This window comes from Pseudomonas sp. SF2, from assembly GCF_036858055.1.
Classification (GTDB): domain Bacteria; phylum Pseudomonadota; class Gammaproteobacteria; order Pseudomonadales; family Pseudomonadaceae; genus Aquipseudomonas.
The window spans coordinates 15,273-26,411 of sequence record NZ_JAMBDI010000030.1 but is presented as its reverse complement, the minus strand read 5'-3'; the positions used below and the strand labels follow the sequence as shown (position 1 = coordinate 26,411).

Sequence of the window (11,139 nt, the reverse complement as noted above, 5' to 3'; positions counted from 1 at the left end):
GGTGCGGCTTCACAGCTTGCAAGGAGCGCAATGATGTCCAGGTCACGCTTGAGTCTTCTGTCGCTGCTGTGCGGCATTTTACTGTGCCTGTCGACCCCGCAACCCGCCACGGCAGCCACGCTGTCGGATGCCGACGTCTGTGTGCAGCAGCAGTTGGTGTTCAACCCGGCCAGCGGGGGATTCCTGCCGGTCAACAACTTCAATGCCACCAGCCAGGCGTTCATGAACTGCTTTGGCTGGCAGCTGTTCATTGCCTTGAACTGGCCGGTGAACCCCGGCTGGCCGGCCACCGCCAGCCTGGCGGGCGAACCCGACATGAACAGCACGCTGGCGCAGTTCGGTGTCCCCTCCGCACCGGGCCAACCCATGAGCGTGGCCCCGGTATGGGCCAGCTACAAGGACGCCAATGACATCTTCCTGCCCGGCGCGCCCACGCCCACTGGCTGGGGCGTACAAACCCTGGTGCCGTCCGGTTGCAGCACTCAGGGTAGCCTCAAGTCACTCAAGGTAGGCGCACGCAAGTTCATGAACGCCACCTCCGAAGGCGCGATCAATGCCTTGCACCGATTCCACCTGTCTACCGGAACACTCGCGTCCATTCCCGACCCAGTCATGGAAGCGTCCGGCGGCTGGTTGACGGACCAGTCTGGCAACCTGGTGTTTTTTGAGCGCAAGGTAGGCAAGGCCGAGTTCGACTACATCGTCGACAAGGGGCTCTACGACGCCGCCAACCAGTTGAAGGTGGCGCAAAACCAGGACGGCAAGACACCGGAGGGGCTGTCGCTGCCAATCGGCGAACCGATGCGCTCGCTGCCTCCGTCCCCTGTCCCGCAGGAGCAGCTGGGCGCGATCGAGCTCAAGGCCGCCTGGCGGGTGCTGACCGGCAAACCCGAACTGTTCGGGCGCTACCTGACCACCGTCGCCTGGCTCAAACGCCCCGATACCCTGAACTGCACCCAGGAAGTGGTGGGGCTGGTGGGCCTGCATATCATCAACAAGACCCAGGCTTCGCCCAACTTCATCTGGACCACTTTCGAGCAGGTCGACAACGTGCCCGAACCGGCCCAGGCCCCGCCGCAACAAACCCCACCGAACGGTTTTGCCTTCAACAACCCTGACTGTGGCAGTGGCCCCGAGTGCACACCGAACCAAGCCCGTATCCAGTGCAAGCAACACCATCCCGATAAGCAATGCACCGATCTCTTCCCACGCGACCAGCCGGTACAGACCACCCGCGAACACCCCATACCCAGCGACCTGCAGGCCCTCAACAGCGCGGTGCAAGCCAACTTCGCGCAGCACAGCCAAGGCCAGTCGGTGTTCCAGTACTACAAGCTGATCAACGTACTCTGGACCCTCGCCCCCAATCCGCCCAGCCCGGAACCGGGCGCCAACGCGCAAGTGCCGCTGTCGTACGGGCCATTCATCAGCCAGGGCAACGTGCCGGTGGCCAACACCACCATGGAGACTTACGTACAGGGTGATGACTGCAACCAGTGCCATCAGTACGCGACGATTGCCGGCAGCCCTTCGTTGGCCTCGGACTTCTCTTTCCTGTTCAACAGTGCCGGTTCTGCCAGCACCAAAAGCCTGATCAAAAGCGTCAAAGCCTTCGAAACCCTCAAGGACCGCCCCTGAACCGCAAAAGGGGCGATCACCGATCGCCCCGAACAGGGCCTTGTCAGCCCTATCCGGCCGATACCACCCGCCGGGCATCTCTTCGTACGGCTTGAGGCGGGACACCAAAGCCACGAATGAACACCTCACGCATATGCCGGCGGTCCCTGAAGCCGGTTTCCTTCGCTACCACATCCAGGCTGTGACGGCTCTGCTCGATCATCAAACGGGCAGCCTCAAGACGCAGGCTCTCCACAGCCTTGGCGGGCGACTGACCTGTCTCGGCAGTGAATACACGGGTAAATTGCCGGGGGCTCAGATGCACGGACTCTGCGAGCTCCTCGACACTCAATGGGCGATTCAAATGCTTGCGGGCGTAATCCAAGGCGTTCTGAATCCGATCAGACTTCGGCGCAAGCGTCAGCAGCTCGGAATGCTGCGATTGCCCACCGGAGCGGCGCTGATGCATCACCAGCTTTCGTGCCACTGACCTGGCCAACTCGGTTCCCAGATCTTTCTCCACCATACCCAGCGCCATGTCCAGGGCGGCGGTCATTCCGGCGGACGTCCAGATCTGGCCATCCACAATGAAGATTCGGTCTTCTTCCACCTCAATCTTCGGGTGCAGTTCACGCAGCTTTTTCGCATAAGCCCAGTGTGTCGTGGCCCGCCGGTTATCCAGCACGCCGGCCTGGGCCAGCACGAAACAGCCGGTACACAGGCCTGCGATGCGGCGGGCGCCGTCGACAAAGCCTCGAACGCTGGCCAGCACTTCATCGCCTGGCGGAGTCAGCGGGGTCAGAGTACCCGTGATCATCCAGGTATCCGCCAAACCAGGCGCCCCCAACGGCAGCGTGTCCATGTACATGCCCAGGGAAGAACGCACCGTGCCGCCCCCGACGGAAAAATTCTGGATCCTGTAAACCGTTTCGCCCGCGGCAATGTTCGCGAACTCGAACACAGCCTGCGTTGCCAGCGACATGATCTGGAAACCTTCGGTTATGAGATAGCCGACCCGGTGCATGGTTGCAGCTCCATGATTCGATGTCCTGAAAACGTACCATATGTGTCGTTTAAGACAAGTAAGAACCTCTGCATCATGGGCTCCACATCCACACAACGGAGCATGATCATGAAGCAGCAATTCAAAGGCACTGCACTCATTACTGGCGCCTCCACCGGCATCGGTTCGATCTACGCAGAACGGTTGGCACGCCGGGGTTACGACCTGGTGCTGGTCGCCCGCAACCGGGAGCGCCTCAACACCCTGGCCAGCCGGCTGACTACCGAAACCCGGCAGAACGTAGAGGTATTTCCGGCAGACCTGGCAAACACGGATGATCTGGCCAAGGTAGAGCGCAAATTGCGCGAGGACGCCAGCATCAGCCTGCTGGTGAACAACGCGGGCATAGGCACTCACACCAGCCTGCTGGAAAGTGATGTCGAGCGCATGGCTGAAATGATCACCCTCAACGTCACCGCCCTCACCCGCCTTACCTACGCGGCCATCCCAGGATTTGTCGCGCGCAAGCAAGGTGCCCTGATCAACATCTCGTCCGTTGTCAGCCTGGCGCCGGAGTTGCTCAACGGTGTGTACGGTGGCAGCAAGGCCTACGTCACTGCCTTTACCCAGTCACTGCACAAGGAACTTGCGGAAAAAGGCATCAGGATCCAGGCGGTACTGCCAGGGGCCACCGCCACCGACTTCTGGCAGATCGGCGGCTTGCCGGTCGAAAACCTGGATCCAGGCATCGTGATGTCGGCCCAGGACCTGGTGGACGGTGCCCTGCAGGACTTTGACGACGAGGTACTGATCTCCATCCCTTCGATGCATGACCTGCAGTCATTCGAGCGCTACGAGGCAAGCCGGCAAGCCCTGTTCGGCCAACTGTCCAGCAATCGGCTTGCCCCACGTTACAACGCCGATTGATCAGGATTGCTGACACCAGCACGGGTGAAGCTGTCGGCCGTTCAACCAGGGCGACAGCTACCCGATTATCAGCAACGGTGCCAGCAGCCTCAAACGCGTCCCCCCGCCCGCCCCGATTCGCGGCACGCGCTGTCTCCTGAAAGCGAGGATGATCGTGTCTCGAAACCTGAGAAGCGAACCCATGAACGAAAGCCTGCTCGAAACTGCAGACAGGCCTACTGCGCAACCGGCTTCAGGTATTGCCCGTACCGCTATTCGAGAATTTCTTTACATCAATGGGGGGAGCGACGAACTCGGGCCCTTCTCCTGACGCCCGCCAACGCACATTGTTGATGCCATAGCGCTCAGCCATCGGCCGGCTCACCTTCTTTATCTTGTGCTGGCCGAACCGCGGAATGATGCCGACCCCCGCATCGCAACTTGCCCAGTGCCATGCCTCAGCGTTGTCCATACGCTCCAGCCGGATGATGAAGGTGCGAAATTCCCCATGAAGCTCATACTCGATCACATACAACTGCTGTCCTGCCATTGGACTCTCCTTGGTCGATTCAGACTAATGGAGCGAGCCGTGCGTAAAAAGATTCATTAATTTTGACCGACTGGTCATCGTCCTTATTCATCGCCTTGTTTCCACGACCTTTCAATGCACACGCTGCTCCGGAGCCAACGCATTTACCGTCGCGGCGCCGGAGGCGGTGTTGACGAATGAACAACTGGGTCGCACCGGTGCGTGACAAGCGCCCACCTCGATCTTTACGACGCCGTCGTGCTGCCTGGTGGCGTACGCCTGACACCCGGCGCGCAAAAACTGGTGAAAAGCCACAACGATGAAGAAGTGGTGATCAGTTCCAGAGTCACCCGGCCAACTATGCTCAGTCGACAGCAGAGGCCTGCTCAAGCGTTGCCGCGATAAAGCTGTCTTTCAGCACCTCCAGCAGGAAGTCCGCATTGGCCCGGCTGAAGATCATTGACGGCCGCATTTTCAACACGTTGTCATGCGGGCCTTCGGTGCCGATCAACACGCCACGCGCCCTGGCACCGTCTGCCACCCTCCTGGCCAGCGCCGTAGCCGGCGCCTTAGACTGCCGGTCAGTGACCAGCACGATGCCAAGGAACAGGCCCAGCCCGCGCACATCACCAATCACATCGAACTGCTGCTGAAGCTTGCGAAAACCGTCGAGCAGGTAGTTGCCAACGTTCAGGGCATTCTCTTTCAACTGGTCACGTTCGATTGCGTCGAGCACAGCCAGCCCCACCGCGCACGACACCGGGTTGCCGCCGAAGGTATTGAAATATTCCATGCCGTTGTTGAAGGCATCGGCAACCTCGCGCGTGGTCACTACCGCCGACATCGGGTGGCCATTGCCAATCGGCTTGCCCATGGACACGGCATCCGGCACCACGCCCTGGGTCTCGAACGCCCACCAATGGCTACCCACGCGGCCAAACCCGACCTGAACCTCATCGGCCAGGCACAACCCACCTTCGGCGCGCACCATGGCGTATACCTGCTTGAGGTAGTGCTCGGGAAGGAACACCTGCCCCGCCACGCTCGGGATGGACTCCGCCAGGAAGAACCCAGGCGCCTTGCCGGCTTTGCGCATGGCCTGCAGTTGCTCGGCCACGGACTCGGCAAAGCGCTTGCCATGCTCTGCCGCTGGCCAGTCTTCAGGTGCGTAGTAGCTGTCCGGGACCATTGCCTCATAAACATGCGCCGCCCTGCCCTTGCCTGCCTTGCGCTTGTACTTGTACGGGCTCAGGTCGATCAGCTCCTGGGTGGTGCCGTGGTAAGCCCAGTCCAGTACGATCGCCTCGTCACGGCCTGTGTAGTTACGTGCCATGCGCAGCATCAGGCTGTTGGCTTCACTGCCCGAACAGGCAAAGGACGCAACGCACAGGCCCTCAGGGAGGGTTCCCGTCAGGCGCTCGGCGTACTCGACGATGTTGTCGTGCAGGTAACGGGTGTTGGTGTTGAGCCGCGCAGCCTGGCGCGCCAGGGCTTCTACCACGTCGGGATGGCTATGGCCCAGGTGGCAGACGTTGTTGAAGCAGTCCAGGTAGGCCCGGCCGAAGTTGTCGATCAGCCACACGCCATCGCCACGCACGAACTTGATCGGGTCGGTGTACGAAATCGACAGGTTAGGCAGCAGCAGCTCTTTACGCCTGGAGATGAGCTGTGCCTTCGTCATTCCTTCCTGGTGGTAGGTTTCGGGCGGGATACCGGCCAGCATCGATGCGTCAGGGAACAAATCGGCCCAGACTTCGCGGTATTCTGGCTCACCCACCCCGATGACTTCGCCCGCCGTCAGCTGAGTGTCGGTCACTATTTGCAGATGCAGGTGCGGAATCCATCCGCCGTTTTCATGATCCGTGCCCATGTAGCCAACCAGCTCGCCGGCTTCGATCCTGTCGCCGACGCTCAAGCGCTTGAGCACCTCATGGGCCATGTGCCCCCATAGAGTCACGAATGCCGGGCAACCCGGTGGCGCGTGCTCGATCATCACCAACCCGCCATAGCCCAGCGGGTCGCGCTCGACTTCAACGCTTTTGACGGTGCCGGCGACGGGGGCGTACAACGGCGTACCTGCGGCCATCACCAGGTCGACACCGACATGCAGTGTACGGCGCTGGCCCTTGATGAAGCGTGACTCGAAGGCGCTACCGGTATAAATGCTACGCAGCTCGCCCCACGGCCCGATCGCCAGCGGCACCTGGTGCGCGGCGGAGAACTCATCCCACCAGCAGGCCGCATCTGCAGGGCGTTGTTCGGCTGAAGCAAGGGTCATTTCATGGTTAGCGTCGCCAAATGGGGCAATCACCTTGCCAAGGATTGCAGCTGACGGTCGCACCAGGTCGGCAAAGGACTTGTGGTTATCCGCAAGCCAGCGGCGAACAGCGCCCGCGCCCTCGACGGCATCGAAACCACAGGCCTTGCGCAGAATGCCGGTGGCCAGCCTTGGATTGATCGAATCCAGCTGTTCGAGCAGGCGCCAGGCGGGTGCCTCACTGATCGCCAGGTAGGGGTTGTCTGCTGTCTGATCATGCCGGGAAGCAGAGAACGTGACGCTGATGACCAGGCGCATGGCGATCAGGTTGAACAGCACATCGATTTCTTCTGGCTGCAGGGGGTACGTCTCATGGAAGCCGGCCACCAACGCAGCCGCAGCACCGACAGGATCGTCCATGTCCAGAATGGCGTAGGCGCTGGCAATCGCCACTTCGGCAATCAGCACGGTATGCACTGCATCGCCGAAGTCGATGAAGCCGGTCACCTGACGGTTGGTTTCGGCGTCGACCAGTATGTTCCAGTCGTTGGCGTCGTTGTGGATCACCTGGGCGCGCAGCGATGCCAGCCTGGGTTGTACGCTTTGTTCGAACCGGGTGATGAACCGTTCGACAATCGCCCGACGCTCCGCACCGGGGATGAAATGCAGGCGTGAACGGGCTCCTGCGGCATGGCGCAAATCCCAGTCCAGCTGCCGAACTGCACCCGGATGCATGAAGCCCTGCAGGGCGCGGTCGAGTTCACCCAGTGCCCGGCCAAAGTTCCTCATCAGCTCGAAGGACCGCTTGGCCTCTGCCAGTGGCGTCCCGGGTAACCAGCTGACCAGGCGCACAGCGTGCGTTTCACCAGTGGCACTGGCCACGGTTGGCAGAAAGTCGCCGGCAACACTTGCCTTCAGGTGAGGCACCCCCAGGTGAGCGCCCTGAACCGCCAGGTGGTCGAGCAGCGCGGTTTGAAACTCGCTTTCAACCCTGGGCTCGCTGGCATTGACGATCTTGAGAATCCAGCCTGCATCAACGCCGGTGCGCAGGCGGTAGTTGCAATCACGCTCCCCGTCCAGAGGTGTTGCGATGCCGGTGACGTTGAAGAGTTCCTGGGCAAGGCCCTCTGCATCGCCTGCCGAAAACCGAGGTGCCGGGTGGGATAGGTCTGTCATGTCATCACGTTCCGTGCGAGCAAATAGTTTTTTCAATAGCTTGTCACGCACGGCCGAAACGGACACCCTGCATACCGTCGTGATCGACAAGCATAATGCCGGTTCTCGCCGGCATAAAAACGGTGTGCTGATTAGGTGTTGCAATGCGCGACCTGGACGCAAAAGATCGTGAGATTCTGGAAATACTTTCAAAGGACGCTCGCATTGCCATGAAGGCCTTGGCTGGCCGGATCGGCCTTTCCAGAAGTGCCACTACCGAGCGGGTATCCAACCTGGAGCGCAATGGGATCATTCGTGGTTATCGCGCGGACATCGGCGAAATCGATGCGAACGTGATCCGCGCGATCCTGCTGGTAACGCTGCATCGCACCCCGGCCATGGGGCTGCTCGACCAGTTGGCAACCGACGCACGTGTGCGCCGCGTGTCCTCGGTGAGCGGCCAGCTCGACCTGGTGGTCGAAGTCGAGACCCGAACCATCGATGACCTCAACCAGGTACGGGACAATGTGGCACGCCACGAATCAGTGGATGACATTACCACTTCGGTCGTACTGCGCCGCGATATCGACCGCCAAGGTGCATGACGGCCTGTCGCACGCCCGGGCGACCAGCCAGACGTCCGGCTAGTGCTGCTCCCGTACGAACTCGATAAAGGCCTTCAACGCCGCGGGCACCTGGCGGCGGCTCGGGTAGTACAGATACAGCCCCGGGTAGTAGTGACACCAGTCCCCCAGCACCTGCTGCAAATGGCCACGCTCCAGGTGTTCCTTGACCATGTCTTCGAACACATAAGCCAGGCCGACCCCTTGCAAGGCAGGCGTCAGCATCAGGCTGACATCACTCAATACCAAGGGCCCCTGGACATCGACCTCCAGCTGCACGCCCCCGCGCTCGAACTCCCATCGATAAAGTGCGCCACCAGGAAAGCGGTGCCCGATACAAGGCAGTTGCTTCAAGTCTTGCGGGTGCTGTGGAACAGGATGCCGATCGAAGAACGCAGGCGCCGCTACCACGACCGAACGAAGGTTAGGGCCGATGGGTAGCGAAACCATATCCGCCTGGAGCCGCTCCCCCAGGCGCACGCCGGCATCAAAGCCGGTGCCCACCATGTCCACCAACGCATCGTCACTGACGATTTCCAGGCGTATATCCGGATACGCCGCCAGAAAACGATTGGCCAGGGGCAGCAGCGCGAGTTCCACTGCGGCGCGCCCGGCGGTAATGCGCAGGTTGCCCGACGGTTTGTCGCGGAAGTTGTTGAGGTCCTCCAGCGCGTCGGCGATGTCACGAAAGGCCGGTTGCAGCCTCTGATAAAGACGCTCCCCTGCCTCGGTAAGCGCCACACTACGCGTGGTGCGGTTGAACAGGCGAACATCCAGGCGGGTTTCCAGGGCCCGCAGCGCATGGCTCAAGGCCGAAGGCGTAAGGCCCAGCTCGACCGCCGCGCGGCTGAAATTCAGGTGGCGGGCAATGCACAGGAACAGAGACAGGTCTGCGGTGCTGGTTGGTTTCATTGCTGAAATTCACTCAAAGGACCATGTGATATTCATGGGATTATCACAGCAATCCACAGATTTTAAAGTTCGTTCAACTCATCAAGAAGGCCCGCATGGTGCAGGGTCGGATACAGGAGGAGTTGACATGCGTACCTGGCTCATTACTGGCGCTTCCCGCGGTTTCGGCACCCTGATCACCCAACAGGCCCTGGCAGCGGGTGACGCCGTCATTGCAACGGCGCGTAACCCGGAGGACATCCAGGCTCGTCTTGGCCAGCACCCGAACCTGCTGGCCGTGCGCCTGGATGTGACCCGCGAAGAGGACGCCCATGCAGCGGTCGCAGCTGGCATCAGGCATTTCGGGCAAATCGACGTGCTGGTCAACAATGCCGGGTATGGCGTGCTCGGTGCGGTAGAAGAAACCAGCGCCAGCGAAACCGAACGGTTGTTCGCCACCAACGTTTTCGGGCTGCTCAATGTAACCCGTGCGGTATTGCCTCACATGCGTCGCCAACGCAGTGGCCACGTGATCAACATCTCGTCGCTCGGCGGCTACCAGGCCTACATGGGCTGGGGCGTGTATGGTTCGACCAAGTTCGCTGTCGAAGGCATCAGCGAAGCGCTGCACCAGGAACTGGCTCCCTTGGGGATCAAGGTGACCGTGGTCGAGCCGGGCTTCTTCCGTACCGACTTCCTGGATGACCAGTCGTTGGTGAAGACGGCCCTTGAGCTGCCTGACTACGCGGCCACCGTCGGTGTCATGCGCCACTACGCCGAGGCGGCCAACCATGCCCAGCCGGGCAACCCTGCAAAGCTGGCTGAAGCCCTGCTGGCCGTGGCCAATGCAGCGAACCCGCCACTGCGCCTGGCGCTGGGCAGCGATGCCGTCGCGCGCATCGAGGCCAAGAACAGCGCAGTGGAGCAAGAGCTGGCCCAGTGGCGGGACCTGTCCCTCTCTACCGACTTTGCTGCGTAGCCGTTACCCCGCGCGTTCCTTGTGGGAGTGGGCGTGCCCGCGAACACCGGCGCAGCCGGTGCCATGCACCGCGTTGGAGTCTTCGCGGCTAAAGCCGCTCCCACAGGGTACGAGGATCGCTTGCGCAATCTCCCACCGGAACCGCGCATGCCTTCAGGGCTCAGGAACTAACGCAGCAATGCCAACATGCTTGCGGCATCGCTGCACTCGAACTTGCCGGGTGCTTCGACCGCAATGTGCTTGACCACCAGATCGTCGACCAACATGGCATAGCGTTGCGAACGTCGGCCCATGCCGCGCGCAGAGAGGTCCTGCAACAGACCCAGCGCCTCGCTGAATTCACCGTTGCCATCGGCAATCATCCTGACCTCCTCGCCCACCTGCAGGCTCACGCCCCAGGCATTCATGACGAATGCATCATTGACTGAAACACAGAGAATTTCGGCAACCCCGGCAGCGAACAGGTCCTGTGCCGCAGCCACGTAACCTGGTACATGCCGCTCCGAACAGGTAGGCGTGAAGGCACCTGGCAAGCCGAAAATCACTACCTTTTTCTGTTTGCAGCGTTCGTGCAGGGAAAACGCGTTCGGGCCGATCGCGCAGGCGCCCTCTCCGTTGCTGTACTCGTAAAGCGTTACGTCGGGCAGTGTATCGCCGGGCTTGATCATCGCTGTTTCCTTGAGCGGTAAATGGCCAGGCATGATGCAGCAACCCACCAGGGTACGTACATACAGCGGTTTATTCAGACAATCCCGGAGTCAGGTGTCACGGCGTGTCTGAATCCACTGGAACAATGTCATGCCTACCAGCATCGCAGCGACGAACAGCCAGGCCTGCCAGTAACCGGCAGGCAGCAGAACCAGTGCCGGCCCCGGGCAGATACCCGCAAGCCCCCAGCCAACGCCGAATACCAGGCTGCCACCAATAAGACGGCGATCCACATCGCGTCGCTCGGGCAACTGCATCACCCCACCCAGCAATGCCGTTGAATGTCGGCGCGCCCAGCGCATCGGCAACCAAACCGTAGCAATGGCCCCGATCATCACCAGCCCCAGCGAAGGGTCCCACTCTCCGGCAATGTCGAGGAAACCGAGCACCTTGGAAGGGTCGGCCATCCCCGCCAGCAATAACCCAACGCCGAACAGCACCCCGGCGATAAACCCACTGATGACAGGCATG

10 protein-coding genes and 1 pseudogene are annotated in these 11,139 nt (G+C 61.1%); 5 read left to right on the top strand and 6 right to left on the bottom strand.

Going from position 1 to position 11,139, the window contains the following annotated elements; all coding sequences use genetic code 11:
• The first annotated feature begins 33 nt into the window (after positions 1–33).
• Positions 34–1,638 (top strand): hypothetical protein, encoded by a 1,605-nt coding sequence (locus M2S36_RS18000; RefSeq protein WP_333957535.1) that lies wholly within the window; start codon positions 34–36, stop codon positions 1,636–1,638.
• Positions 1,639–1,687: 49 nt separating this feature from the next.
• Here M2S36_RS18000 and M2S36_RS17995 read toward each other — a convergent pair whose 3' ends face one another.
• On the bottom strand, positions 1,688–2,641 hold the full coding sequence (locus M2S36_RS17995; protein WP_241106765.1) for a GlxA family transcriptional regulator: 954 nt from the start codon (positions 2,639–2,641) through the stop codon (positions 1,688–1,690).
• Between the two features lie 108 nt (positions 2,642–2,749).
• Here M2S36_RS17995 and M2S36_RS17990 point away from each other — a divergent pair, with 108 nt between their 5' ends.
• Positions 2,750–3,547, top strand: a complete 798-nt coding sequence (locus M2S36_RS17990) for an SDR family NAD(P)-dependent oxidoreductase (RefSeq protein WP_207832079.1) — start codon at positions 2,750–2,752, stop codon at positions 3,545–3,547.
• A 232-nt stretch (positions 3,548–3,779) separates the two neighbouring features.
• Here M2S36_RS17990 and M2S36_RS17985 read toward each other — a convergent pair whose 3' ends face one another.
• A complete protein-coding gene (locus M2S36_RS17985) occupies positions 3,780–4,076 on the bottom strand; it encodes a DUF6555 family protein (RefSeq protein ID WP_112251630.1) in 297 nt (98 codons plus the stop codon).
• Positions 4,077–4,283: 207 nt separating this feature from the next.
• Between M2S36_RS17985 and M2S36_RS17980 the strand changes: the two are divergent.
• A pseudogene (locus M2S36_RS17980) lies at positions 4,284–4,373 on the top strand (protease); the annotation flags it as partial.
• 46 nt (positions 4,374–4,419) lie between these two features.
• Here the strand turns inward: M2S36_RS17980 and M2S36_RS17975 are convergent.
• Positions 4,420–7,488: an aminotransferase class III-fold pyridoxal phosphate-dependent enzyme gene (locus M2S36_RS17975; RefSeq protein ID WP_207832083.1), complete on the bottom strand. Its 3,069-nt coding sequence runs from the start codon at positions 7,486–7,488 to the stop codon at positions 4,420–4,422.
• A 143-nt stretch (positions 7,489–7,631) separates the two neighbouring features.
• Between M2S36_RS17975 and M2S36_RS17970 the strand changes: the two genes are divergently transcribed.
• Positions 7,632–8,072, top strand: a complete 441-nt coding sequence (locus M2S36_RS17970) for an Lrp/AsnC family transcriptional regulator (protein ID WP_207832085.1) — start codon at positions 7,632–7,634, stop codon at positions 8,070–8,072.
• A gap of 39 nt (positions 8,073–8,111) precedes the next feature.
• On the opposite strand, the gene M2S36_RS17965 is transcribed toward M2S36_RS17970, so the two are convergent.
• Positions 8,112–9,002, bottom strand: a complete 891-nt coding sequence (locus M2S36_RS17965; protein WP_207832087.1) for a LysR family transcriptional regulator — start codon at positions 9,000–9,002, stop codon at positions 8,112–8,114.
• Between the two features lie 127 nt (positions 9,003–9,129).
• On the opposite strand from M2S36_RS17965, the gene M2S36_RS17960 reads away from it, so the two are divergent.
• Positions 9,130–9,960: an oxidoreductase gene (locus tag M2S36_RS17960; protein WP_207832090.1), complete on the top strand. Its 831-nt coding sequence runs from the start codon at positions 9,130–9,132 to the stop codon at positions 9,958–9,960.
• A gap of 167 nt (positions 9,961–10,127) precedes the next feature.
• Here M2S36_RS17960 and M2S36_RS17955 read toward each other — a convergent pair whose 3' ends face one another.
• Together M2S36_RS17955 and M2S36_RS17950 are read right to left on the bottom strand one after the other, a co-directional pair.
• Positions 10,128–10,628, bottom strand: a complete 501-nt coding sequence (locus M2S36_RS17955) for a peroxiredoxin (RefSeq protein ID WP_207832092.1) — start codon at positions 10,626–10,628, stop codon at positions 10,128–10,130.
• A 90-nt stretch (positions 10,629–10,718) separates the two neighbouring features.
• Positions 10,719–11,138 carry a DUF6691 family protein gene (locus M2S36_RS17950; protein ID WP_207832094.1) on the bottom strand — a complete coding sequence of 140 codons (420 nt, stop codon included), beginning with the start codon at positions 11,136–11,138 and terminating at the stop codon, positions 10,719–10,721.
• Between the last annotated feature and the right edge of the window lies 1 nt (position 11,139).

Coding starts and splice junctions, on each gene's coding strand:
- M2S36_RS18000 (WP_333957535.1), top strand. CDS start 34: ATGTCCAGGTCACGCTTGAGTCTTCTGTCGCTGCTGTGCGGCATTTTA.
- M2S36_RS17995 (WP_241106765.1), bottom strand. CDS start 2,641: ATGCACCGGGTCGGCTATCTCATAACCGAAGGTTTCCAGATCATGTCG.
- M2S36_RS17990 (WP_207832079.1), top strand. CDS start 2,750: ATGAAGCAGCAATTCAAAGGCACTGCACTCATTACTGGCGCCTCCACC.
- M2S36_RS17985 (WP_112251630.1), bottom strand. CDS start 4,076: ATGGCAGGACAGCAGTTGTATGTGATCGAGTATGAGCTTCATGGGGAA.
- M2S36_RS17975 (WP_207832083.1), bottom strand. CDS start 7,488: ATGACAGACCTATCCCACCCGGCACCTCGGTTTTCGGCAGGCGATGCA.
- M2S36_RS17970 (WP_207832085.1), top strand. CDS start 7,632: ATGCGCGACCTGGACGCAAAAGATCGTGAGATTCTGGAAATACTTTCA.
- M2S36_RS17965 (WP_207832087.1), bottom strand. CDS start 9,002: ATGAAACCAACCAGCACCGCAGACCTGTCTCTGTTCCTGTGCATTGCC.
- M2S36_RS17960 (WP_207832090.1), top strand. CDS start 9,130: ATGCGTACCTGGCTCATTACTGGCGCTTCCCGCGGTTTCGGCACCCTG.
- M2S36_RS17955 (WP_207832092.1), bottom strand. CDS start 10,628: ATGATCAAGCCCGGCGATACACTGCCCGACGTAACGCTTTACGAGTAC.
- M2S36_RS17950 (WP_207832094.1), bottom strand. CDS start 11,138: ATGCCTGTCATCAGTGGGTTTATCGCCGGGGTGCTGTTCGGCGTTGGG.